Source organism: Streptomyces sp. NPDC014907 (assembly GCF_055562975.1).
Genome location: NZ_JBVHEG010000002.1, coordinates 478,583 through 501,935, shown reverse-complemented (window position 1 = coordinate 501,935; position 23,353 = coordinate 478,583). Strand labels below are relative to the sequence as shown.

19 protein-coding genes and 2 tRNA genes are annotated in these 23,353 nt (G+C 71.5%); 16 read left to right on the top strand and 5 right to left on the bottom strand.

What is annotated here, in order from left to right:
* Positions 1 to 56: 56 nt before the first annotated feature.
* Positions 57 to 1,178 carry an acyltransferase family protein gene (locus ACZ3IL_RS07710; protein ID WP_467387639.1) on the bottom strand — a complete coding sequence of 374 codons (1,122 nt, stop codon included), beginning with the start codon at positions 1,176 to 1,178 and terminating at the stop codon, positions 57 to 59.
* 312 nt (positions 1,179 to 1,490) lie between these two features.
* Between ACZ3IL_RS07710 and ACZ3IL_RS07705 the strand changes: the two genes are divergently transcribed.
* Positions 1,491 to 1,685, top strand: coding sequence for a hypothetical protein (locus tag ACZ3IL_RS07705; protein WP_190156661.1), 195 nt, complete (start codon positions 1,491 to 1,493; stop codon positions 1,683 to 1,685).
* A gap of 82 nt (positions 1,686 to 1,767) precedes the next feature.
* Here the strand turns inward: ACZ3IL_RS07705 and ACZ3IL_RS07700 are convergent, their stop codons facing one another.
* The 3 genes from ACZ3IL_RS07700 to ACZ3IL_RS07690 all read right to left on the bottom strand — a co-directional run bounded on the left by ACZ3IL_RS07700 (position 1,768) and on the right by ACZ3IL_RS07690 (position 3,609).
* The gene (locus tag ACZ3IL_RS07700) at positions 1,768 to 2,067 is read right to left on the bottom strand and encodes a hypothetical protein (protein WP_467387637.1); all 300 of its coding nucleotides are present in this window, start codon (positions 2,065 to 2,067) and stop codon (positions 1,768 to 1,770) included.
* Between the two features lie 73 nt (positions 2,068 to 2,140).
* Entirely contained in the window at positions 2,141 to 3,337 is a 1,197-nt protein-coding gene (locus ACZ3IL_RS07695) for a hypothetical protein (RefSeq protein ID WP_467387635.1), read from the bottom strand.
* A gap of 198 nt (positions 3,338 to 3,535) precedes the next feature.
* Positions 3,536 to 3,609 (bottom strand) — tRNA-Gly (locus ACZ3IL_RS07690).
* 143 nt (positions 3,610 to 3,752) lie between these two features.
* On the opposite strand from ACZ3IL_RS07690, the gene ACZ3IL_RS07685 reads away from it, so the two are divergent.
* The 5 genes from ACZ3IL_RS07685 (at position 3,753) to clpX (ending at position 8,665) form a co-directional block, all read left to right on the top strand.
* Positions 3,753 to 3,829: transfer RNA gene (locus ACZ3IL_RS07685), tRNA-Pro, on the top strand.
* A gap of 172 nt (positions 3,830 to 4,001) precedes the next feature.
* A complete protein-coding gene (tig, locus tag ACZ3IL_RS07680; RefSeq protein WP_467387633.1) occupies positions 4,002 to 5,390 on the top strand; it encodes a trigger factor in 1,389 nt (462 codons plus the stop codon).
* A gap of 478 nt (positions 5,391 to 5,868) precedes the next feature.
* Positions 5,869 to 6,486 carry an ATP-dependent Clp protease proteolytic subunit gene (locus ACZ3IL_RS07675; RefSeq protein WP_467387631.1) on the top strand — a complete coding sequence of 206 codons (618 nt, stop codon included), beginning with the start codon at positions 5,869 to 5,871 and terminating at the stop codon, positions 6,484 to 6,486.
* A 62-nt stretch (positions 6,487 to 6,548) separates the two neighbouring features.
* Positions 6,549 to 7,208 carry an ATP-dependent Clp protease proteolytic subunit gene (locus ACZ3IL_RS07670; RefSeq protein ID WP_467388201.1) on the top strand — a complete coding sequence of 220 codons (660 nt, stop codon included), beginning with the start codon at positions 6,549 to 6,551 and terminating at the stop codon, positions 7,206 to 7,208.
* A gap of 173 nt (positions 7,209 to 7,381) precedes the next feature.
* Positions 7,382 to 8,665 carry an ATP-dependent Clp protease ATP-binding subunit ClpX gene (gene clpX, locus ACZ3IL_RS07665; RefSeq protein ID WP_030210686.1) on the top strand — a complete coding sequence of 428 codons (1,284 nt, stop codon included), beginning with the start codon at positions 7,382 to 7,384 and terminating at the stop codon, positions 8,663 to 8,665.
* Between the two features lie 63 nt (positions 8,666 to 8,728).
* On the opposite strand, the gene ACZ3IL_RS07660 is transcribed toward clpX, so the two are convergent.
* Positions 8,729 to 9,670 carry a hypothetical protein gene (locus ACZ3IL_RS07660; protein ID WP_467387629.1) on the bottom strand — a complete coding sequence of 314 codons (942 nt, stop codon included), beginning with the start codon at positions 9,668 to 9,670 and terminating at the stop codon, positions 8,729 to 8,731.
* Between the two features lie 138 nt (positions 9,671 to 9,808).
* Between ACZ3IL_RS07660 and ACZ3IL_RS07655 the strand changes: the two genes are divergently transcribed.
* The 10 genes from ACZ3IL_RS07655 to ACZ3IL_RS07610 all read left to right on the top strand — a co-directional run bounded on the left by ACZ3IL_RS07655 (position 9,809) and on the right by ACZ3IL_RS07610 (position 23,318).
* Positions 9,809 to 12,430 carry a valine--tRNA ligase gene (locus ACZ3IL_RS07655; protein ID WP_467387627.1) on the top strand — a complete coding sequence of 874 codons (2,622 nt, stop codon included), beginning with the start codon at positions 9,809 to 9,811 and terminating at the stop codon, positions 12,428 to 12,430.
* A gap of 379 nt (positions 12,431 to 12,809) precedes the next feature.
* On the top strand, positions 12,810 to 14,357 hold the full coding sequence (folC, locus tag ACZ3IL_RS07650; protein ID WP_467387625.1) for a bifunctional tetrahydrofolate synthase/dihydrofolate synthase: 1,548 nt from the start codon (positions 12,810 to 12,812) through the stop codon (positions 14,355 to 14,357).
* A 5-nt stretch (positions 14,358 to 14,362) separates the two neighbouring features.
* On the top strand, positions 14,363 to 14,728 hold the full coding sequence (locus ACZ3IL_RS07645) for a DUF4233 domain-containing protein (protein WP_467387623.1): 366 nt from the start codon (positions 14,363 to 14,365) through the stop codon (positions 14,726 to 14,728).
* A gap of 64 nt (positions 14,729 to 14,792) precedes the next feature.
* Positions 14,793 to 15,206: a nucleoside-diphosphate kinase gene (gene ndk, locus ACZ3IL_RS07640; RefSeq protein ID WP_467387621.1), complete on the top strand. Its 414-nt coding sequence runs from the start codon at positions 14,793 to 14,795 to the stop codon at positions 15,204 to 15,206.
* 241 nt (positions 15,207 to 15,447) lie between these two features.
* Positions 15,448 to 16,467 carry a rod shape-determining protein gene (locus ACZ3IL_RS07635; RefSeq protein ID WP_467387619.1) on the top strand — a complete coding sequence of 340 codons (1,020 nt, stop codon included), beginning with the start codon at positions 15,448 to 15,450 and terminating at the stop codon, positions 16,465 to 16,467.
* 196 nt (positions 16,468 to 16,663) lie between these two features.
* Complete coding sequence (gene mreC, locus ACZ3IL_RS07630) at positions 16,664 to 17,662, top strand: rod shape-determining protein MreC (RefSeq protein ID WP_467387617.1); 999 nt, start codon at positions 16,664 to 16,666, stop codon at positions 17,660 to 17,662.
* On the top strand, positions 17,659 to 18,321 hold the full coding sequence (gene mreD / locus ACZ3IL_RS07625; RefSeq protein WP_467387615.1) for a rod shape-determining protein MreD: 663 nt from the start codon (positions 17,659 to 17,661) through the stop codon (positions 18,319 to 18,321). The genes mreC and mreD overlap by 4 nt, the downstream gene beginning before the upstream one ends.
* A 19-nt stretch (positions 18,322 to 18,340) precedes the next feature.
* A complete protein-coding gene (mrdA, locus tag ACZ3IL_RS07620) occupies positions 18,341 to 20,530 on the top strand; it encodes a penicillin-binding protein 2 (RefSeq protein ID WP_467387613.1) in 2,190 nt (729 codons plus the stop codon).
* A gap of 4 nt (positions 20,531 to 20,534) precedes the next feature.
* Complete coding sequence (gene rodA, locus ACZ3IL_RS07615) at positions 20,535 to 21,734, top strand: rod shape-determining protein RodA (protein WP_467387611.1); 1,200 nt, start codon at positions 20,535 to 20,537, stop codon at positions 21,732 to 21,734.
* A gap of 69 nt (positions 21,735 to 21,803) precedes the next feature.
* Positions 21,804 to 23,318 (top strand): CYTH and CHAD domain-containing protein, encoded by a 1,515-nt coding sequence (locus ACZ3IL_RS07610; RefSeq protein WP_467387609.1) that lies wholly within the window; start codon positions 21,804 to 21,806, stop codon positions 23,316 to 23,318.
* Positions 23,319 to 23,353: the final 35 nt, after the last annotated feature.

Genomic DNA, 23,353 nt, shown 5'->3' with positions numbered 1-23,353 from the left:
CGACGGCCCCGGACCTCCTCGCGCGGGAGGGTCCGGGGCCGTTCGCGGGGACGGGGTCAGGCCTGCTTCGCCGGCGCCGTCTCCTTGCGGAAGGCCCAGGCCATGTCGGGTTCGGTCACCCACTTCAGGGCCTTGCGCACCGGAGGGGTGCAGAGCAGGGTGATCGCCGTCACGGCGACCAGGGTGACCACCACCCGGCCCGGTGCCGTGGTGAGCCACGGGTGGTCCTCGAAGAGGCCCAGGTAGTCGGCGCCCCGGATCAGGAAGCCGTGCAGGACGTAGCCGCAGATGGTGCCGGCCCCGAGGACCGTGAACCAGCGCCGGGTGCCGGGGACGAGGGAGAGGAACGCGGCCATCAGCACCAGCGTGCCCAGGAAGAGGAGCGCGACCAGGAACAGGCCCCGCGCCACGCCGGTGTCCATCTCCTGCACGCTGCGGGAACGGTAGAACCAGTTGAGGTAGAAGGCGGGCGCCTTCCAGTAGAAGAACGGCACGGCGGCGGCGAGCACGGCGGCCGAGGCGATCCGCACGGGCTTCCGCCGCAGGAGGGCGAAGTGCTCCGGCTTCATGCACAGCCCGATCACGAAGTACGGGAGGAGCTGGAGCACCCGGGTCAGGTCCAGGGCCCCGCCGATGGCCGGGGTGACCGACGCGAGACCGGCGATCACCAGGGAGGTCGCCACCGGCCACCGCACGACCCGCCAGAACGGGGCGGTCAGCCGCCAGATGAACAGCGCGATCAGGAACCACATCAGGTAGGTGGGGTGGAGCAGGCTGATCGGCCGGGGGCTTCCGGTGCCCCACCGGGTGAACAGCGTGTACGCGACCTCGAAGACGACGTACGGCACGGCGACGCCGGTGAGCAGGCGCTTGAGCTGGTCGGGCCGGCCGGTGTAACTGCGGGACAGATAGCCCGATATGAGGATGAAGACGGGCATGTGGAAGGTGTACACCAGCATGTAGAGCCCGCGCGTGGCCCGGCTTCCCTCGATCACCGTGGGCCAGACGTGACCCATGACGACGAGCAGGATCGCGAGGTACTTCGCGTTGTCGAAGTACGGATCGCGCACGGTGGGCCGACGGGTCTCCCCGGCCTGTTCCGGTGCGGTCGGCGCGTGCTCCGCCGTCCGGGTCTCGGGGGACGGGGTTCTGGTGCTGTTCTGTGTGGCGGAGGGCATTCGCGGACCTTAACCGTGCCCTACTTGTGTTTAAACCCCTTGCGGGAAAAGGGATGTGCCGGGCAAAGGGGGCGCGATTAGGTCATTTGTTCCCAGTCATAAGCCGTGCAACAGGGCAAACGAGGCATGGTTGCGTGATTGTGCTTTTCCTCTCTCCCGAGCCGTGGAGGGGTTTCCGCTCCCGGCGGCCCGACGGTTCGTCACCGGGCCGCACGGGCGGGGTGGTTGGTGGCACCATGGGGGCAGCGGGGGGCGCGGGTGACGCGCGACCCCCGGCCGGCAAGGCGGGACCGACCGAGGGTGTGATCTGTTGTGGCCATTTCGCTGTCTGTGGTGTTGCTGTTGGCGATCATCATGGTGGTGCTGATCCGCGGGGGGAGCCTCAAGGGCGGTCCCGCCGTGGTCGCGGTCCTCTTCGGCTTCTTCCTCGCCTCCACCGGGATGGCCGACGACATCCAGCGCTTCCTGGACTCGATAACGCAGACGGTCGCGTCCATCAAGTTCTGACGGGTCCCGACGGGTCCCGGACCGGCCACGGGCCCCCGCCGGAATCGGCGGGGGCCCGTGGCCGGTCGCGTGCCGCGTGACCTCAGAAGAAGACGGCACCGTCATGGTCCTGGACGGGCAGGACCGCCGGAGCGCCCAGCGAGCCGTCCTCGGCGGCCGGGTGGAGCAGCGGGCCCTCCGGGCCGCCGCCGCTGACCGGATCGCTCCGCCCGTCGCCGTCCAGGTCCCCGATGACGGCCACGAGGGGCCGCTGCGACGCGGTCCAGCCGGACGCGGCGACGGTGGTCGGTGTCCCCAGGGCCCAGGGCCCGGTCGTGCCGTACTCCAGGGGGAAGTGCTCCAGCGTCCCCCGCACGGCGTCCCGGGCCCAGAAGAAGGGCATGCCCGACTCGGCGGGTCCGTCCGAGAAGTGGACCGACTTCGAGGCCCGGCCCTCGGCGGCGAGGACGGACGGCTCACCGACGCTCGGCTGCCCGTAGGTGTTCAGATCGAAGGAGAGGAGCCGGTCGCCCTCCTTGGCCAGCAGCGGGGGGGGTCTCGCCCCGGCCGAACGCGACGTCCGTGACGCGCGACCAGTCGTAACCGGTGATCTCCACGGGGGCGCCGAAGCCGCCCTCGCCGTCGCCCGGGTGGACGGAGAGCTTCCCGTCCCGGAGCGCGACGATGTCGTTGCGGACGTCGTTGTACGCCGAGGGGCCGTCCCAGTGGGTGAGCCAACCCGCCCGCGCGAGCCGCGCGTCCGACCAGTCCCGGCCGTCCGCGACCACGGGCGCGGCGAAGCCGCCGCCCTCCAGGCCGGCCCGCAGCGTCAGCTTCCCGTCCGCGCCGACGCCGAGGAGGTCGGTGCGGCCGTCACTGGTGTAGTCGCCGAAGGGCTCGATGAACGGGTACGCGACCCGGTGGTACTCCTGGAGCGTCTCGGAGACGTTGCCCGCCCGGTCGACCGCCCGGGCGTGGAGGACCGTCGGCCCGGGGCGCCCGGGCGAGGGGAAGGAGGCGGTCGCGGTGCCGTCCGCCCCCACGGGGACCCACTGGCTGTCGCAGTCGTCCTCGGACACCCCGAGCATCCGCTCCGGGTCGAAGCAGACGCCCTTCGCCTCGGTCCCCGGGGGCAGGTCGAACCGCACGGTGCGGAGGGTTCCGGAGGGCGCCCCCCGCGGGTACTGCCCGGCGTCCGTGAAGGTGACCGAGGGAGCCGCGGGCGCCGTGTGGTCGGTCCGGAAGCCGCAGGGCGCGGTCCACTCCGAGGCGCCGCCGGCGCCCTCGATCCGGGCCTGCCACCAGTACGACCCCTCGGCCGGGACCCGGTCCCGCGCGACGGAGAGGCGGACCGTCGCCCCGGGAGAGGTGGAGACGGGGACATCGACGACCGGTGTCTCCTCCGCGCCCTCCCGCCACACCCGGAAACGGGCCTCCAGATGCTGCCGGGCGCCCTCGCCCGCCACTCCGACGGACAGGCTCACGTCCGTGTTCCCCACCCACGGCAGCTCGCCGGCGGTCGCGCATCCGCCCGGCCGGAGCGTGGGCCCGGCCGGCGCGTACGGAAGCTCCGCGGCCCGCGCGGGCCCGGCGCCGAGCAGTCCGGCCGCGCAGGCCGGCGCCAGCGCGGCCACCACGGCCGGCCGGCTCGCCCTTCCCGTTCCGTGTCCCATGTCGTTCCCCTCCCTCGATCAGTTGATCATCGGGGGGAACATGGCCACCGGGCCGCTCGGCCCGCGCGGTAAATACCGCACCGCTCGGCCCGCGCGGCACACGGGGGGAGCGCGCCGGAGGCGGCCGGAGGCGTTCCGGGCCGCCCCGGAAAAGACCGGGGCCCGGACCGCGTGGAGCGGTCCGGGCCCTGAGCCGTGTGGAGCGGGTGACGGGAATCGAACCCGCGTAGCTAGTTTGGAAGACTAGTGCTCTACCATTGAGCTACACCCGCACGCGATCGCGCCGCAGTTCACCAGGACCGCGGCACGAAGAGCATGGTAGCGGGTCCACGGCCGCCTTCGCACATCCGGAGCACGCTCCGTGGAAGCGGAGCGCCGGACAGTCCCCGTGCATGTACCCTACGTGTCGCACCGACGGGGTGTGGCGCAGCTTGGTAGCGCGTCCGCTTTGGGAGCGGAAGGCCGTGGGTTCAAATCCCGCCACCCCGACCACGACGACCACGCGTCCGCCCCCCGGCGTTCTTGATCATGTTGTGGCCGTCCTCCCGCTTGCGGTTACTATGCAAGCTGCGTGCCCGTGTGTCTTTCTGACCGGGCCGATCGGCCGGAACCGCTTCGCGCGGCCCCGGCGGAATCCAGGAATCAGCCACAAGGAGACCGAACCGTGAAGAGCGCCGTGGAGACCCTGAACCCGACCCGGGTTCGGCTCACTGTCGAGGTGCCCTTCGAGGAGCTCAAGGACAGCCTCGACGCGGCGTACAAGAAGATCAACCAGCAGGTCACGGTCAAGGGCTTCCGCAAGGGCAAGATCCCGGCTCGCGTGATCGACCAGCGGTTCGGCCGCGGCGCCGTGCTGGAAGAGGCCGTCAACGACGCGCTCCCGAAGTTCTACACCGAGGCCGTCAACGAGGCCGAGGTCAACCCGCTCGGCCAGCCCGAGGTCGACATCACCGAGCTGAAGGACGGCGAACTGCTGGCCTTCACCGCCGAGGTGGACATCCGCCCGGCGATCGAGATCCCGGACTACTCCGGCATCGAGGTCACCGTCGACGCGGTCGAGGTCACCGACGAGGACGTCGAGAAGTCCGTGGAGCAGCTCCGCGAGCGCTTCGCCTCGACCTCCCCGGTCGAGCGCGCCGCCCAGGACGGCGACGTCGTCACCATCGACCTGCAGGCCAAGGTCGACGGCGAGGTCCTTCCCGACGGCATCGCCGACGGCGTCTCGTACACCATCGGCTCGGGCGAGCTGCTCGACGGCATCGACGAGGCCGTCAAGGGCCTGGAGGCCGGTGGCGAGGCCACCTTCACCTCGCAGCTGAAGGGCGGCTCCGCCGAGGGCAAGGACGCGGAGGTCACCGTCAAGGTCACCGCCGTCGCCGCCCGCGAGCTTCCCGAGCTGGACGACGAGTTCGCGCAGATGGCGTCGGAGTTCGACACCCTCGACGAGCTCAAGGCCGACAGCCGCAAGCGCCTCGAGAACATGAAGCAGTTCGACCAGGCCACCCAGGCCCAGGAGCGCGTCCTCGACGAACTCCTCAAGCTGGTCGAGGTCCCGATGCCCGAGAAGCTCCTCGAGGACGAGATCAACACCCGCAAGCACAACCTGGAGCACCACCAGCTCGGCCAGATGGGCATCGACCTCGCGAAGTACCTGGAGCTCCAGGGCAAGACCGAGGAGGAGTTCCTGGCCGAGACCAAGGAGCAGGCCGAGAAGGGCATCAAGACCCAGTTCATCCTCGACGAGCTGGTCAACCGGGAGAAGCTCGACGTCTCCCGCGAAGAGCTGACCGAGCACCTGTTCCGCCGTGCCGCCTCCTCCGGCATGAGCCCCGACCAGTTCGCCCAGGCCGTGGCCCAGGGCGGCCAGGTGCCGATGCTCGTCGGCGAGGTCGCCCGCGGCAAGGCCCTCGCGGTCGTCGTCGAGGCCGCCAAGGTCGTCGACACCAACGGCGAGGTCGTGGACCTCTCCGACGACGAGGACGAGGCCGACACCGCCGTCGAGGCCACCGAGGCCGCCGACGCCGACTCCTCCGAGGTCTCCGAGGAGAAGTAAGCCCCGGGAAGCGGCGGAGGGCCCCGCGCCCGCGCCGGACCCGTTCCACGGGCCCGTACGCACGTCGGTGCGTACGGGCCCGTGGGCGTACGCGGCCCCCTCTCCGGGGCCCGGTGCGACGAGGGCCGGGGAGGGCCCTCCGTCCGCCGGGGAGCCCCCTCCGTCCGCCCGCCGGGGAGCCCCCTCCGTCCGCCCGCCGGGGAGCCCCTCCGTCCGCCCGCCGGGAAGCCCTCCGCCGGCCCGTCGGGGGCCCCTCCGCCCGCCCGCGGGGAGGGGCGCGCACGCCCGCCGGCGGAGCCGTGCGCGGCCGCCGGGAGGACCCCGCGGCGGCCCCAACTACCTTGCGCTCCCAGCGAACAGTTCGGGAACCGGGATGGCGTTGTCCCACCTGCGCGTTAGGGTCCATGAATACGGGGCAGTGCCCTCTGAACGAGACGCGGAGACGGCCCCGGGCCGTCGGAGACGAGCAGGTGGATACGTGACGAATCTGAAGCCTTACGCCGCGGGTGAGCCGTCCATCGGTGGCGGCCTCGGCGACCATGTCTACAACCGGCTGCTCGGCGAGCGCATCGTCTTCCTCGGCCAGCAGGTCGACGACGACATCGCCAACAAGATCACCGCCCAGATGCTCCTCCTGGCCGCCGAACCGGACAAGGACATCTACCTCTACATCAACAGCCCCGGTGGCTCGGTGACGGCCGGCATGGCCGTCTACGACACCATGCAGTACATCCCGAACGACGTCGTCACCATCGGCATGGGCATGGCCGCCTCCATGGGCCAGTTCCTGCTGACCGGCGGCACCCCCGGCAAGCGCTTCGCGCTGCCGAACACCGACATCCTGATGCACCAGGGCTCCGCCGGCATCGGCGGCACCGCCTCGGACATCAAGATCCAGGCCGAGTACCTCCTGCGCACCAAGAGGCGCATGGCCGAGATCACCGCGCACCACTCCGGCCAGACCGTCGAGGCGATCATCCGCGACGGCGACCGCGACCGCTGGTTCACCGCGGAGGAGGCCAAGGAGTACGGCCTCATCGACGAGATCATCTCTGCCGCTTCGGGTGTTCCCGGCGGCGGCGGCACGGGCGCCTGAGCCCCGCCGGCCAGCTCAAGAGCCCCAGCCCACCGAACGCCACCAGGACGGTGAACACCCAGATGTACAACAACCTCTCCATGAGCGGCCTCCACACCGGCGCGCCGATGGACAACCGCTACGTCGTGCCCCGCTTCGTGGAGCGCACCTCGCAGGGCGTGCGCGAGTACGACCCGTACGCGAAGCTGTTCGAGGAGCGCGTGATCTTCCTCGGCGTGCAGATCGACGACGCCTCCGCCAACGACGTCATGGCGCAGCTCCTGTGCCTGGAGTCGATGGACCCGGACCGCGACATCTCGATCTACATCAACAGCCCCGGCGGCTCCTTCACCGCGCTGACGGCGATCTACGACACGATGCAGTTCGTGAAGCCCGACATCCAGACGGTCTGCATGGGCCAGGCGGCCTCCGCCGCGGCCGTGCTGCTCGCCGCCGGCACCCCCGGCAAGCGGATGGCCCTGCCGAACGCCCGCGTGCTGATCCACCAGCCCTCCGGCGGCACCGGCCGCGAGCAGCTCTCCGACCTGGAGATCGCGGCCAACGAGATCCTGCGCATGCGCAGCCAGCTGGAGGAGATGCTGGCCAAGCACTCCTCGACGCCGATCGAGAAGATCCGCGACGACATCGAGCGCGACAAGATCCTGACCGCCGAGGACGCCCTCGCGTACGGTCTGGTGGACCAGATCGTCTCGACCCGCAAGAGCACGGCCGCCGCGGTCTGACGCTCGACCTTCCCCTGGCACGGTGAACACGCCCCGAACGGCCACGTGGCCGAATCGCGACCATGTGAACCGTGCCAAGGGGGGCCCGAACGGGGGGCCCGGCAAGGTACCGTCGAATATGAGGCACCAGGAGTCGCTGAACCAAGCACTCCCAGGCGAAGGGGAAGCACCTCGTGGCACGCATCGGTGATGGCGGCGACCTGCTCAAGTGCTCGTTCTGCGGAAAGAGCCAGAAGCAGGTGAAGAAGCTCATCGCGGGACCCGGTGTGTACATCTGCGACGAGTGCATCGACCTCTGCAACGAGATCATCGAGGAAGAACTCGCGGAGACGAGCGAGGTGCGCTGGGAGGAACTCCCCAAGCCCCGCGAGATCTACGAGTTCCTCGAGGGATACGTCGTCGGGCAGGAGCCCGCGAAGAAGGCCCTCTCGGTCGCGGTGTACAACCACTACAAGCGCGTCCAGGCCGGCGAGAACGGCGGCGCGCAGGGCCGGGACGACGCCATCGAACTGGCGAAGTCCAACATTCTGCTGCTCGGCCCCACGGGTTCCGGGAAGACGCTGCTCGCGCAGACCCTGGCCCGGATGCTCAACGTCCCGTTCGCCATCGCCGACGCGACGGCGCTGACGGAGGCCGGCTACGTCGGCGAGGACGTCGAGAACATCCTGCTCAAGCTGATCCAGGCGGCCGACTACGACGTCAAGAAGGCCGAGACCGGGATCATCTACATCGACGAGATCGACAAGGTCGCCCGCAAGAGCGAGAACCCGTCGATCACGCGGGACGTCTCCGGCGAGGGCGTGCAGCAGGCCCTGCTGAAGATCCTGGAGGGCACCACCGCCTCCGTGCCGCCGCAGGGCGGACGCAAGCACCCGCACCAGGAGTTCATCCAGATCGACACGACGAACGTGCTCTTCATCGTGGGCGGCGCCTTCGCCGGCCTGGAGAAGATCATCGAGTCGCGGGCGGGCGCCAAGGGCATCGGCTTCGGGGCGACCATCCGCTCCAAGCGCGAGATCGAGGCGAGCGACCAGTTCCAGGAGGTCATGCCGGAGGACCTGGTGAAGTTCGGGATGATCCCCGAGTTCATCGGCCGTCTCCCCGTCCTCACCTCCGTCCACAACCTGGACCGCGAGGCGCTCCTCCAGATCCTGGTCGAGCCGCGCAACGCGCTGGTGAAGCAGTACCAGCGCCTCTTCGAACTCGACGGCGTGGAGCTGGACTTCGACCGCCCGGCCCTGGAGGCCATCGCCGACCAGGCGATCCTGCGCGGCACCGGCGCGCGCGGCCTGCGCGCCATCATGGAGGAGGTCCTCCAGTCGGTGATGTACGAGGTCCCGTCCCGCAAGGACGTGGCCCGGGTCGTCATCACGGCCGACGTGGTCCGCGACAACGTCAACCCGACGCTGGTCCCGAGGATCGTGAAGAACGACGGCAGGCACGAGAAGTCGGCCTGACGGCAACGCGGAAGGGGCGCCCCACCGGACCGGTGGGGCGCCCCTTCCACGTGCGTGGCGCCGTCAGAGCTTGACGCGGATCTCCTTGCGGAGGCCGGCGGCGATCGCGGCGGTCCCGTCGACCGTGCCCGCCTTTCCGGCCATCAGCTCGGCGAGGTTGAAGTGCATCACGTAGCCGATGGTGCTGTGGTCGCCCCAGACGCACACGGGCATGATCACTTCCTTCGGGCCGGCGCCCCCGGCTTCGGAATCCGGCTTGTACTGCATCTCCTGGCACTTCATCACGGCGCCGTCGAGGCCCGCGGGCGTGACCGCCTTCGGGGCGTCGAGGACCCGGCCCCCGTCCTTGTCCTTCTCGGCCTTGGCCTTGAGGGCGGCGAAGACGTTGTCCACGACCTTCTCGGGGTCGTCGATCTCGCCGTACGTACCGCCGAACGCCAGCATCTTGCCGGCGAGCGGGTTGACCTTGTTCTCGGCCCGCCACGAGCCCTCGACGTCCTGGGGGTTCTTGATCCCGAGGGCCGCCGAGTCCGCGAGGGGGTCGTCGTTCGACTTCTTGTTCTTGTCGGGCGCCTTCTTGTACTCGGTGAGCACCGTCTCCGGGGCGACCAGCTTGTGCGGCCCGTCGTCCGCGACCGACGAGCCGCCACCGCCGCCGATCACGAAGTACGCGCCCACGGCGATCGCCGCGACCACGGCCACCGCGCCGACGACCAGGCCCGCCCTGGACTTCTTCGGGGCCGGCGGGGGCGGCGGGAAACCGCCGGGGCCCTGGGGGCCGCCGTACTGCGGAGGCTGGCCGTACGGGCCGGGCTGGGGCGGGTAGCCGTACGGGGGCTGCTGCGGCGGGACGCCCTGCGGAGCCTGCTGGGGGTACCCGTAGCCCGGCTGGGCGCCGTACGGGCCCGGCTGCTGCGGCGGCTGGCCGTACGGGCCCGGCTGGCCGTAGGGCCCGGGCTGCTGGGGCGGCGGGCCGCCGTACGGTCCCGGCTGGTTGTAGCTCATCGACAGGTTCCCCTCACAGAATGCTTGTGCCTCCCCGACATCCTGGCGGAACCGTCGGACACCCGGTGCGGTGGGGGCCACACCGTTACCGAACAATCGAGTTTCGGGGCACCGCCGCGTCCCCCCTAAACTGACCCCGTGACCGAGAACACTCAGCAGCAGACAGCGCCCCCCACCGAACTGCCGACCCAGTACGCGCCGGCCGAGGTAGAGGGGCCGCTGTACGAGCGCTGGGTGGAGCGCGGGTACTTCGAGGCGGACGCGAAGAGCGAGAAGCCGGCGTACACCATCGTCATCCCGCCGCCGAACGTCACCGGCTCGCTCCACCTGGGCCACGCCTTCGAGCACACGCTGATCGACGCCCTCACCCGCCGCAAGCGGATGCAGGGCTTCGAGACGCTGTGGCAGCCCGGCATGGACCACGCCGGCATCGCCACCCAGAACGTCGTCGAGCGCGAACTCGCCAAGGAGGGCAAGTCCCGCCACGACCTGGGCCGCGAGGCGTTCGTCGAGCGGGTCTGGGAGTGGAAGGCCGAGTCCGGCGGCCAGATCGCCGGCCAGATGCGGCGCCTCGGCGAGGGCCTCGCCTGGAGCCGGGACCGCTTCACCATGGACGAGGGACTGTCCAGGGCCGTCCAGACCGTCTTCAAGAAGATGTTCGACGACGGGCTGATCTACCGCGCCGAGCGCATCATCAACTGGTGCCCGCGCTGTCTGACGGCCATCTCGGACATCGAGGTCGACTACCAGGACGACGACGGCGAGCTCGTCTCCATGCGGTACGGCGACGACGAGGACAGCATCGTGGTCGCCACGACCCGCGCGGAGACGATGCTCGGCGACACCGCCGTCGCCGTCCACCCCGACGACGAGCGCTACCGGCACCTGGTCGGCAAGCGCGTCAAGCTGCCGCTGACCGACCGCACGATCCCGGTCGTCGCCGACACCCACGTCGACCCCGAGTTCGGCACCGGCGCCGTCAAGGTGACCCCGGCGCACGACCCGAACGACTTCGCCATCGGCCAGCGCCACGGCCTCGAATCCATCGAGGTCCTCGACGAGCGCGGCGTGATCACCGCCCACGGCCCCTTCCAGGGCCTGGACCGCTTCGAGGCCCGCTCCGCGATCGTCGCCGCCCTGCGCGCCGAGGGCCGGATCGTCGCCGAGAAGCGTCCGTACGTCCACTCGGTGGGTCACTGCTCGCGCTGCAAGACGACGCTGGAGCCGCGCCTGTCCCTGCAGTGGTGGGTCAAGGTCGAGACGCTGGCCAAGGCCGCCGGCGACGCGGTCCGCGACGGCCGGGTCGACATCCACCCGGCCGAGATGTCCCAGCGCTACTTCGACTGGGTCGACAACCTCAACGACTGGTGCATCTCGCGCCAGCTGTGGTGGGGCCACCGCATCCCCGTCTGGCACGGCCCGGACGGCGAGCTGGTCTGCGTCGGCCCGGACGAGGAGCCGCCCGCGGGCGAGGGCTGGACGCAGGACACCGACGTCCTCGACACGTGGTTCTCGTCCGGCCTGTGGCCGTTCTCCACGCTCGGCTGGCCGGAGCGGACGCCGGACCTGGAGAAGTTCTACCCGAACTCCGTCCTGGTCACCGGCTACGACCTGATGTTCTTCTGGGTCGCCCGGATGATGATGTTCGGCCTGTACGCGATGGACGGTCAGCCGCCGTTCCGCACGATCGCCTTCCACGGCATGGTCCGCGACGAGTTCGGCAAGAAGATGTCGAAGTCGTTCGGGAACACGGTCGACCCGCTGGACTGGATGGACAAGTACGGCTCCGACGCCCTGCGCTTCACCCTGGCCAAGGGCGCCAACCCGGGCGTCGACGTCCCGATCGGAGAGGACTGGGTCCAGGCGTCCCGGAACTTCGCCAACAAGATCTGGAACGCCACCCGCTTCGCGATGATGAACGGCGCGACGGTCGAGGGCGAACTGCCCGCTCCCGAGGAGCTGTCGGCGGCGGACCGCTGGATCCTCTCGCGGCTGAACAAGGTCGTCGCCGAGGCGGACGCCCACTACGACGACTACCAGTTCGCGAAGCTCGCCGACGCCCTCTACCACTTCGCGTGGGACGAGGTCTTCGACTGGTACGTCGAGCTGTCGAAGACGACGTTCTTCGCCGGCGGCGAGCAGGCCCGGGTCTCGGCCCGCGTCCTGGGCGAGGTCCTCGACGTCACGCTGCGGCTGCTGCACCCCATCGTCCCCTTCGTCACCGACACCCTGTGGACCACCCTGACGGGCGGCGAGTCCGTCGTCGTCGCCGAGTGGCCGAAGGACTCCGGGTTCCGCGACGAGGCCGCCGAGCAGGAGATCGAGCTCGTCCAGCGGGTCGTCACCGAGGTCCGCAGGTTCCGTTCCGACCAGGGCCTCCAGCCCGGCCAGAAGGTCCCGGCCCGGCTCGACGTGACCGGCACCGCGCTCGCCCCGCACGAGGCCGCCATCCGCCAGGTCCTGCGCCTCCAGCCGGAGGGCGAGGGCTTCTCCGCCACCGCCTCCCTGCCGGTCGCCGGGGCCACCGTCGCGCTCGACCTGTCGGGCACGATCGACGTGGAGGCGGAGCGCAAGCGCCTCGCGAAGGACCTCGCGGCGGCCGAGAAGGAGAAGGCGCAGGCGAACGGCAAGCTCGGCAACGAGGCGTTCCTGGCGAAGGCGCCGGACAACGTGGTCGAGAAGATCCGCACCCGCCTGGCCAAGGCGGACGAGGACATCGCCCGCATCCAGGCCCAGCTGGCGAACCTGCCGCAGGCCTGAGGACGGCGGCGAGGGGGCCCGGAGAACCTTTCCGGGCCCCCTCGCCACGTCCTGCTCCCGCCGCACGCCCGGCGGCCCTTCCGGCGGCCGCCCGCGCCCGGCCGCCCACCCGGTCCTTCCGGCGGTCCACCCGGCCCCCCGGTGGTGGCCCACATCCGGCTCCGCCCCGGCGGCTCACCCGGCCCGCTCCGGCCGCTCGCCCGCCCTTCCGGCGGCCGCCCCCATCCGGCCCGCTCCGGCGGTCCACCCGGTCCCCTCCAGCCGTCCACCCGCCCGCGCCCGGCCGCCCACCCGGCCCGCCCCCGCCGTTCCGCCGGGCCGGAAGCCCCGAAAGGGGTGGGTCCGCCGTCCCGCCGGAGCGGCTCCGTAGACTGGCCCCGTGAGTGAGCACCGCGATCCGTCCGACACGCCCGACGAGCCGTCCGGCGCCCCCGGTGCCCCCGGCACCCCCGACGCCTTCGACGAGATCGTCGGCAACGAGACCCACCGCGACCCCGACCTGGCGGTGATCGAGGCCGGTAGCCGCACCCTGCGCACCCAGGCCGGACCGCCCCAGGGCGACCCCGTGCCGGGCCGCCCCGCGGACCCGGAGCTGGACGCGGCCCTGCGCGAGGTCGAGACCGAGCTGTCCACCCGCTGGGGCGAGACCAAGCTGGAGCCCTCGGTCACCCGGATCGCGGCCCTGATGGACGTCCTGGGCGAGCCGCAGCGCGCGTACCCCTCGATCCACATCACCGGCACCAACGGCAAGACGTCGACGGCCCGCATGATCGAGACCCTCCTCGGCGCCTTCGAACTGCGCACCGGGCGCTACACCTCGCCGCACGTGCAGACCGTCACCGAGCGCATCAGCCTCGACGGCGCCCCGATCTCCGCCGAGCGGTTCATCGAGACGTACCGGGACGTCCGGCCGTACGTGGAACTGGTCGACGCCCGCGAGGAGTACCGGCTCTCCTTCTTCGAGGTCCTCACCGGCATGGCGTACGCGGCCTTCGCCGACGCCCCCGTCGACGTCGCCGTCGTCGAGGTCGGCATGGGGGGCACCTGGGACGCGACCAACGTCATCGACGGCTCCGTCGCCGTCGTCACCCCCATCGACCTCGACCACACCGACCGGCTCGGCGGGACCACCGCCGAGATCGCCGGCGAGAAGTCCGGCGTCATCAAGCCCGGCGCGACCGTGATCCTGGCCCAGCAGCCGGTCGACGCGGCGCAGGTCCTGCTGAAGAAGGCCGTCGAGGTGGACGCCACCGTGGCCCGCGAGGGCATGGAGTTCGGCGTCGTCTCCCGCGAGGTCGCGGTCGGCGGCCAGCTCCTGACCCTGCGCGGTCTCGGCGGGGAGTACGACAACGTCTTCCTGCCGCTGCACGGCGCCTACCAGGCGCGCAACGCGGCGGTGGCGCTCGCGGCGGTCGAGGCCTTCTTCGGCGTCGGCTCGCAGCACGCCCGCACCCTGGACGCGGACACGGTCCGGCAGGCGTTCGCGCGGGTGACCTCGCCCGGCCGCCTGGAGATCGTCCGCTCGTCCCCGACGGTGATCCTGGACGCCGCCCACAACCCGCACGGCGCGCGGGCGACGGCCGAGGGCGTCGGGGAGGCCTTCGGCTTCTCCCGGCTCGTCGGCGTGGTCGCCACGAGCGCCGACAAGGACGCCAGGGGCGTCCTGGAGGCCTTCGAGCCGATCTTCGCGGAGGTCGTGATCACCACGAACTCCAACCCGCGCTCCACCGACGTGGACGCGCTCGCCTCGATCGCGGTCGAGGTCTTCGGGGAGGACCGGGTCGTCGTGGAACCGCGGCTGCCCGACGCCATCGAGGCGGCGATCACCCTCGCGGAGGACGAGGCCGAGTACGGCGGCGCGGGCGTGCTCGTGACCGGTTCGATCTTCACGGTCGGCGACGCCCGGCTGCTGCTCCGAAGGGGCTGAATCCCATGCGCACGCTCTGTTCCTCCACCCTCATCGGCGAGTTCTTCGTCATCGGCTTCGCCGGGCTCGTCGCCATGAAGGACGACAGCCTGGCGCTGTCCACCGTCTGGTGGGTCTGCGGGGCCGCGATGGTCCTCTCGGTGCTGCTGTGCGGGATGATCACCCGCCCCGGCGGCGTGCAGCTCGGCTGGGCGCTCCAGATCGGCCTGATCGCCAGCGGCTTCGTCGTCCCGGTCATGTTCTTCCTCGGGGCGCTGTTCGCCGTCCTGTGGTGGGCCTCCGTGCACTACGGCCGGAAGGTGGACGGGATCAAGGCCCGCTGGGCCGCGGCGCAGGACGCCCAGGTCCCGGCAGGGCCTGACGCTGCGTAATCGGGGCACGTGCGGGCCCTGTAGCCTCGGAGGCCCGCACACCGCTTTTCCGAAGGAGTTCCCCGTGAGCCAGCGCACGCTCGTCCTGCTCAAGCCCGACGCCGTCCGACGCGGCCTGGTCGGCGAGATCATCGGCCGCATCGAGCGCAAGGCCGGCTGGACGCTCGCGGCCATGGAGCTGCGCGAGCTGGACCAGGAGACGCTGGAGCAGCACTACGGCGAGCACAAGGGCAAGCCCTTCTACGAGCCGCTGATGGGCTTCATGTCCTCCGGTCCCGTCGTCGCGCTCGTCGTGGAGGGCGAGCGGGTCGTCGAGGGCGTCCGGCAGCTCGCCGGCCCGACCGACCCGATCGCCGCCGCGCCGGGGTCGATCCGGGGCGACTTCGGCACCATCGTGCGCGAGAACCTGATCCACGCCTCGGACTCCGAGGAGTCGGCGCTCCGCGAGCTGAAGATCTTCTTCCCCGGCCTCGTCTGACCGGGCCGGCCCGGGGCCCGCGCCGGCCCGCGAGGACGGCCGAACGAACCACCCTGTGGGGCGACCGAAGGAATTTCGGTCGCCCTCAGGCATATGAGCGCCGAACCCGGGAACGGATCGCCGCGTCCTGCCGTCACCTGTACACAGAGGTGGACCACCGCGCGGTATCCGGGCGGGCGGCACTACGATGGAAAACTCCACGCCGCACCACCCTCAGCCATGGGAAATCAAGGGGAACTCAATGTCGTTCATCGGCCGTGACATGGCTGTCGACCTCGGGACCGCCAACACGCTGGTGTACGTCAGGGGTCGAGGCATCGTTCTGAACGAGCCGTCCGTCGTCGCGATCAACACCAACACCGGTGGCATCCTCGCGGTGGGCGCGGAGGCGAAGAAGATGATCGGCCGGACCCCCGGCAACATCGTCGCCGTGCGCCCGCTCAAGGACGGTGTGATCGCCGACTTCGAGATCACCGAGCGGATGCTCCGCTACTTCATCCTCAAGATCCACAAGCGCCGCTACCTGGCGCGCCCCCGGGTCGTCGTCTGCGTGCCCTCCGGCATCACCGGAGTCGAGCGCCGCGCGGTCATCGAGGCCTCGACCCAGGCCGGTGCCCGCCAGGTGCACATCATCGAGGAGCCCATGGCGGCGGCCATCGGTTCGGGCCTCCCCGTCCACGAGGCCACCGGCAACATGGTGGTGGACATCGGCGGCGGCACCACCGAGGTCGCCGTCATCTCCCTCGGCGGAATCGTCACGGCGCAGTCCATCCGGGTCGCCGGCGACGAGCTGGACAACGCGATCATCCAGCACGTCAAGAAGGAGTACTCCCTCCTCCTCGGCGAGCGCACCGCCGAGCAGATCAAGATCACCATCGGTTCCGCCTTCGACCTGGACAAGGACGAGCACACCGAGATCCGCGGCCGCGACCTGGTGTCCGGGCTGCCCAAGACCGTGGTCATCTCCGCCGCCGAGGTCCGCAAGGCCATCGAGGAGCCGGTCAACGCGATCGTGGACGCGGTGAAGACCACCCTCGACAAGTGCCCGCCGGAGCTGTCCGGCGACGTCATGGACCGGGGCATCGTCCTCACCGGCGGCGGCGCCCTGCTGCGCGGCCTGGACGAGCGCCTGCGCCACGAGACGGGCATGCCGATCCACATCGCCGAGGACCCGCTGGACTCGGTGGCGCTCGGCTCCGGCAAGTGCGTGGAGGAGTTCGAGGCCCTCCAGCAGGTCCTCGACGCGCAGCCGCGCCGCTGACGCCGGAACACCGCGGGACCGTGCCGGTGCGGTAGAACTGCCGCACCGGCACGGTCGCGGGAGCACCCGCCTCCGTACCGGCCCGGCCGCACGGACCGGCCCGCCGCACGGAGGACGACCGCGCGGAACGGACCGCCGCGCGGAACGATCGCACCACGGAACGACCGAACCACGAGGAAAGGCACGGCCGCCGCACGTGAGGGACACACGAGAGAGCCGGCTGCTCCTGGTACTGCTGATCGCCATCGCGTTCGCGCTGATCACGGTGGACATCCGCGGTGGCCAGGAGTCACCCGTCGACGGTGCGCGGAGGGCCGCCGCGGCAGTCTTCGGACCGGTCGAGAACGGCGTGGCCGCCGCCGTCGACCCCGTAGGCAACGCCATAGGGGCGGTGCGCGACTCCGGCGAGCGGCACACCCGGATCGCGGCCCTGGAGAAGGAGAACGCCGAACTCAAGGCGAGGCTCGGCAGCGACGACCGCAACCGCAGCCGGCTGCACGAGCTCGACTCCCTGCTCAAGACCGCCGGCGCCGGACAGTACGGCATCAAGGGGGCCCAGGTCATCGCCATAGGAGCGGCCCAGGGCTTCTCCTGGACCGTCACCATCGACGTCGGCGCCCGCGACGGCATCGAGCGGGACATGACCGTGGTCAACGGCGCGGGGCTCGTCGGCCGCGTCACCACCGTCGGCCCCTCCACCGCCACGGTCCTCCTCGCCAACGACCCCGACTTCACCGTCGGCACCCGCATGGAGAAGAGCGACGAACTCGGCTTCGCCACCGGCCAGGGCAACAGCCCGCTCCTCGTCCAGCTCCTCAACGGCAAGGCCGAGGTCAAGCCGGGCGACCGCCTCGTCACCTTCGGCTCGCGCGGCGGCAAGCCCTTCGTGCCCGGCGTCCCGGTCGGCGAGATCATCCGCGTCGACCCGGCGGGCGGCGGCCTGACCCGCAACGTCTACGTCCGCCCGTACGCCGGCTTCACCAAGCTCGACATCGTCGGCGTCGTCGTCCAGGCCCCGCGCTCCGACCCGCGCGACGCGGTCCTGCCGCGCAAGCCCGGGCCCGCGCCGACCGTCACCGTCACGGCCTCGCCGCCCCCGCCGGACGGACAGCAGCGGCAGGCGGGACAGCAGCAGCCGGGACAGCAGCAGCCGGACCGGAACCAGAACCAGGACCAGGGGGACGCGACACCGTGAAGATCAACCGCATCCTCCTCTCCGCCGCCCTGATCGTGGTGGCCCTGGTCGTCCAGGTCTCCGTCCTGGCCCGCCTCCAGCTCCCCGGGGCCGTCCCCGACCTCGTCCTGCTCACCGTCGTCGCCCTCGCACTCGTCTACGGGCACGTCACCGGCGCCCTCGCCGGCTTCTCCGCCGGCCTCCTCGCCGACCTCGCCCCGCCCGCCGACCACGCCGTCGGCCGTTACGCCCTGGTGCTCTGCCTCGTCGGCTACCTCGTCGGCCTGGCCCGCCCGGAGAACGGCCGGATGACCTCCGCGGCCGGCCCCATGGCCGTCGTCGCCGCCGCGGCCGTCGGCTCCACGCTCCTCTACGCGGGCGTCGGCGCCCTCGTCGGCGACACCGCCGCGCGCCACGTCGGCCTGGGGTTCCTGCTGTTCACCGCGGTCCTCTACGACCTGCTCCTCGCGCCCTTCGCGGTGCCGCTCGTCATGGCCCTGGCCCGCCGCGCCGACAACGACCCGCTCGCCGACACCGGCGGCGGCACCGACGTCGCCTCCGGCTGGCTCTCCTCCGGGACCGGCCTGCGCATCGGCACCCAGCGCGGCGGCCTGCGGGTGAAGGCCGCCAGGAACCGCGCCGCACGGGCCGGACGCGTCAAGGGAGTCAAGCGACTGTGACCGAGGGGGCAACGGCAGCATGAGCAACATCCCCGAGACCGGCCGGACCCCCCGGGTCCGCATCCGGCTCGTCGTCATCCAGATCCTCGTCTTCTCCCTGCTCCTCACCCTGGGGGGGCGGCTCTGGTACCTCCAGATCCGCAACGGCAAGGAGTACACGGACGAGGCCAAGAACAACCACGTCCAGCAGGTCGTCCAGCCCGCCGTCCGCGGCTCCATCCTCGACGCCCGCGGCGTCCCGCTCGCCGACAACGAGACCCGGCTCGTGGTCTCCGCGTCCCGCACCGAGCTGATGAAGATGAAGGACGACGGCAAGGCGGTCCTCACCCGGCTCGCGGGCGTCCTCGGCATGAAGCCCCAGGACGTCATCAACAGCATCCGGCTCTGCGACTCCAAGACCCCCAAGCCCTGCTGGAACGGCTCCCCCTACCAGCCGATCCCCGTCACCGACGAGGCCACCACCCAGCAGGCGCTGACGATCCGTGAGAGCTCGGAGGACTTCCCCGGCATCACGGCCGAGCCCACCGCCGTCCGCCGCTACCCGGCGCCCGGCAAGGCCCGCACCGCACAGGTGCTCGGCTACCTCTCGCCCGTCACCGACGACGAGATCAAGAAGGCCAAGGACACCGACTCGCCGTTCCTCCGGTCCGACCAGATCGGCCGCTCCGGCATCGAGCGCACGTACGACAAGGAACTGCGGGGCAAGGCCGGCGTCACCCGCTACGAGGTCGACAACCTCGGCCGCGTCATGGGGCAGACGAAGTCCGACCCGGGCGTGGCCGGCTCCACCCTCGTCACCAGCATCGACGCCCGCGTCCAGGCCGCCGCCGAGTACGAGCTCCACGAGGCGATGAAGACCGTCCGCAAGGAGACCGACAAGGTCACCGGCCGCAAGTACGAGGCCGACTCGGGCGCCGTCGTCGTCATGGAGACCAAGACCGGCCGCGTCGTCGCGATGGCCTCCCAGCCCGACTACGACCCCAACGCCTGGGTCGGCGGCATCTCCGCCGCGGACTACGCCGCGCTGACCGGCAAGAAGTCCAACTACCCGCTGCTCAACCGGGCCATCCAGGGACAGGCCCCCGCCGGCTCCATCTTCAAGGTGGTGTCGGCCAGCGCCGCCGTGCGGGCCGGGTACGACTTCAACGACAAGTACAACTGCAGCAGCTCCTACAGCCTCGGCAGCCGCAGCTTCGCCAACTTCGAGTCCCAGGGGCACGGCCCCATCACCCTCGGCGACGCCCTCAAGTTCTCCTGCAACACCGTCTTCTACGCCCTGGGCCACCAGGAGTGGCAGCGCGACGGCGGGCTCAAGCCCAAGAAGGACGCGAAGGACTGGTTCTACCGCACCGCCCGGGACTTCGGGCTCGGCTCCGAGACCGGCGTCGACCTGCCGAACGAGGTGACCGGCCGCATCCCCGACCGCCGCTGGAAGCAGAGCTTCTGGGAGGCCAACAAGGACGTCTGGTGCAAGCAGGGCAAGAAGGGAGGCAGCTACGTCCAGCAGATCGCCTACGAGAGCTGCCTCGAAGGCAACCAGCTGAAGGCGTACGACAGCATCAACTTCGCCATCGGCCAGGGTGACGTCCTCGTCACCCCCATCCAGATGGCCACCATCTACGCCGCCCTCTCCAACGGCGGCACCCTCTACGACCCCACCGTGGGCAAGGCCGTCATCAGCCCCGACGGCAAGGAGGTCCGGGAGATCAAGCCCACGCCCCACGGCAGGCTCCCGATCAGCGCCCGGACCGTCCGGGACATCGACAAGGGACTGCGCTCCGTCGTCGAGCCCGGCGGAACCGCCGCCTGGCGGTTCGGCGGCTGGCCCCAGGACAAGATCCCGATGCGGGCCAAGACCGGCACCGCCCAGGTGTACGGCAAGCAGACCACCTCCTGGCTGGCCACCTACACCGACGACTTCACCATCGTCATGACGATCTCCCAGGGCGGCACCGGCTCCGGCGCCGCCGGCCCCGCCGTGCGCAACATCTACGACGCCCTCTACGGCCTCGACGACGAGGGCAACCAGGACCTCAAGCGGGCCCTGCTGCCCCGCCCGCAGACGGCGCTGCCGAAGATCAACCGGTACGGCACCATCGACGCCCCCGCGGTCAAGCCGTACGACCCGACGTGGCAGAAGGCCGTCCCCGCGCGCGAGGACGGCGGAAAACCGCCGCTCGCGGGCCCGCCCCCCTCCTGGAGGGACTGACCCGATGACGACCCGCACCGACTTCTCCGTCTCCCGTTACGCCCCGCAGCGCGGCCCGCTCGTGAAGCTCACCGCCCGCGACTCGGTCCTGCGCCGCCTCGACTGGCCGATCCTGCTCTCGGCCCTCGCGCTCTCCGTCATCGGCGCCCTGCTCGTCTGGTCCGCCACCCGGGGCCGCACCCAGCTCAACCAGGGCGACCCGTACTACTTCCTCTTCCGGCACCTCCTCAACACCGGCATCGGCCTCGCCCTGATGGCCGGCACGGTCTGGCTCGGCCACCGCACCCTGCGCGGAGCCGTGCCGATCCTCTACGGCGTCTCGATCCTGCTGATCCTCGCCGTCCTCACCCCGCTCGGCGCCACCATCAACGGCGCCCACGCGTGGATCGTGATCGGCGGCGGCTTCTCGCTCCAGCCCAGCGAGTTCGTCAAGATCACGATCATCCTGGTCATGGCGGTGCTGCTCGCGGCCAAGGTCGACGCGGGGGACCAGCTCCATCCCGACCACGGGACCGTCGCCAAGGCCCTCGGCCTCGCCGCCCTCCCCATGGGCATCGTCATGCTGATGCCCGACCTCGGCTCGGTCATGGTGATGGCCGTCATCGTCCTCGGCGTGCTCCTCGCCTCCGGGGCGTCCAACCGCTGGGTCCTCGGCCTGATCGGCGCGGGCGTCCTCGGCGCCGTCCTCGTCACCGCGCTCGGCATGCTCGACGAGTACCAGATCAACCGCTTCGCGGCCTTCGCCAACCCCGACCTCGACCCCGCCGGCGTCGGCTACAACACCAACCAGGCCCGCATCGCCATCGGCTCCGGCGGCCTGTACGGCACCGGCCTGTTCAAGGGGCACCAGACCAGCGGTCAGTTCGTGCCCGAGCAGCAGACCGACTTCATCTTCACCGTCGCGGGGGAGGAGCTGGGCTTCCTCGGCGCCGGCCTCATCCTCGTCCTCCTGGGGATCGTGCTCTGGCGGGCCTGCCGGATCGCCCGCGAGACCACCGAGCTGTACGGCACGATCGTCGCGGCCGGGATCATCGCCTGGTTCGCCTTCCAGGCCTTCGAGAACATCGGCATGACCCTCGGCATCATGCCGGTCGCGGGCCTGCCGCTGCCGTTCGTCTCGTACGGCGGCTCCTCGATGTTCGCGGTGTGGGTGGCGATCGGGCTCCTCCAGTCGATCCGCGTGCAGCGCCCGATGACGGCCTGACGACCGTCCGGCGGGCCGTTCTCCTCCGGAGACCGAGTAAGGCGGCCCGCCCGCGGTTAGATGCCAGACATGGCCGAGACGAAGCGCGAGATCGAACGGAAGTACGAAGCCACGGCGGAGACCGGCATCCCGGACCTCACCGGGGTCCCGGGCGTCGCGACCGTCGCCGACGACGGCGTCATGGAACTCGACGCCGTCTACCACGACACCCCCGACCTGCGTCTGGCCGCCGACTCGATCACCCTGCGCCGCCGCTCCGGCGGCTCGGACGAGGGCTGGCACCTGAAGTTCCCCGTCGCCGACGGCGTCCGCGACGAGATCAGGGCCCCCCTCTCGGACACCCTCCCGCCCGACCTCGCGGTCCTCCTGCGCTCCCGCGTCCGCCACGGCGAGGTCGTCCCCGTCGTCCGCCTCCGCTCCGCCCGCGACGTCCGCCGGCTCCTCGACGCCGACGGCGCCCCCCTCGCCGAACTCTCCGTCGACACCGTCCACGCCCAGCGGCTGCCCGACGGCCCCCGGGCCTCCTGGACCGAGATCGAGGTCGAGGCGGCCGACGGCGCCGACCCCGCCGTCCTCGACGCCGTCGGGAAACGCCTCGGGAAGGCCGGCATCCGCCCCGCCCGCTTCCCCTCCAAACTGGCCAGGGCCCTCGCGGAGACCGCCCCGGACGACCACGGCGTCCGGGAGGGGCGCCCCGCACCCGCGCCCGGCACCGCCGGAGCCGCCGTCCTCGCCTACGTACGGGAACAGGCCGCGGCGATCGTCGCCCTCGACCCCGCCGTCCGCCGCGACCTCCCCGACGCCGTCCACCGGTTCCGCGTCGCCTGCCGCCGCCTGCGCGGCGCCCTCAAGACGTACCGCTCCGTCCTCGACCGGAAGGCCACCGACCCCCTCGGGAACGAGCTGAAGTGGCTCGCGGGCGAGCTGGGCGCCGCCCGGGACCAGGAGGTCCTCACCGAGCGGCTGCGCGCCCTGCTCGCCGACGTCCCCCGGCCCCTGCGCCGCGGCCCCGTCAAGGCCCGGCTCCGGGTCTGGGCCGCCGCCCGCTCCGACGACGCCCGCCGCAGGGCCGTCACCGCCCTCGACTCCGACCGGTACCTCGCCCTGCTCGACGCGCTCGACGCCCTGCTCACCGACCCGCCCCTGCGCAAGGCCGCCTCCCGTGACGCCGCCAAGGTCCTCGCCCGCGCCGTCCGCAAGGACCACGACCGCCTCGCCGCCCGCGTCGACCGCGCCCTCTCCCTGGCTCCCGGCCGCGAACGCGACCTCGCCCTCCACGAGGCCCGCAAGGCCGCCAAACGCGCCCGCTACGCCGCCGACGCCGCCCGCCCCACCCTCGGAAAACCCGCCAAGAAGTTCTCCGGACGCGTGAAGGCGGTGCAGACCCTCCTCGGCGAACACCAGGACAGCGTGGTCGCCCGGACGGCCCTGCGCGAGATCGCCGCCCAGGCCCACGCGGCCGGCGAGACCGCCTTCACCTGGGGACTCCTGCACGGCCGCGAGGAGGCGGCCGCCGCCGCGACCGAGCGCGAGCTCCCCCGCGTCCGGGCGCGGGCCTCCCTCCCCGGGCGGCTGCGGCGCTGAGCCCGCCGGGCACCGGGGTACGCTTGAGAGTCGCC

Coding starts and splice junctions, on each gene's coding strand:
- ACZ3IL_RS07610 (WP_467387609.1), top strand. CDS start 21,804: ATGGCCGAGACGAAGCGCGAGATCGAACGGAAGTACGAAGCCACGGCG.
- ACZ3IL_RS07695 (WP_467387635.1), bottom strand. CDS start 3,337: ATGGGACACGGAACGGGAAGGGCGAGCCGGCCGGCCGTGGTGGCCGCG.
- mrdA (WP_467387613.1), top strand. CDS start 18,341: ATGAGCAACATCCCCGAGACCGGCCGGACCCCCCGGGTCCGCATCCGG.
- rodA (WP_467387611.1), top strand. CDS start 20,535: ATGACGACCCGCACCGACTTCTCCGTCTCCCGTTACGCCCCGCAGCGC.
- ACZ3IL_RS07635 (WP_467387619.1), top strand. CDS start 15,448: ATGTCGTTCATCGGCCGTGACATGGCTGTCGACCTCGGGACCGCCAAC.
- ACZ3IL_RS07710 (WP_467387639.1), bottom strand. CDS start 1,178: ATGCCCTCCGCCACACAGAACAGCACCAGAACCCCGTCCCCCGAGACC.
- ACZ3IL_RS07660 (WP_467387629.1), bottom strand. CDS start 9,670: ATGAGCTACAACCAGCCGGGACCGTACGGCGGCCCGCCGCCCCAGCAG.
- ACZ3IL_RS07645 (WP_467387623.1), top strand. CDS start 14,363: ATGCGCACGCTCTGTTCCTCCACCCTCATCGGCGAGTTCTTCGTCATC.
- ACZ3IL_RS07700 (WP_467387637.1), bottom strand. CDS start 2,067: ATGCCCTTCTTCTGGGCCCGGGACGCCGTGCGGGGGACGCTGGAGCAC.
- ACZ3IL_RS07670 (WP_467388201.1), top strand. CDS start 6,549: ATGTACAACAACCTCTCCATGAGCGGCCTCCACACCGGCGCGCCGATG.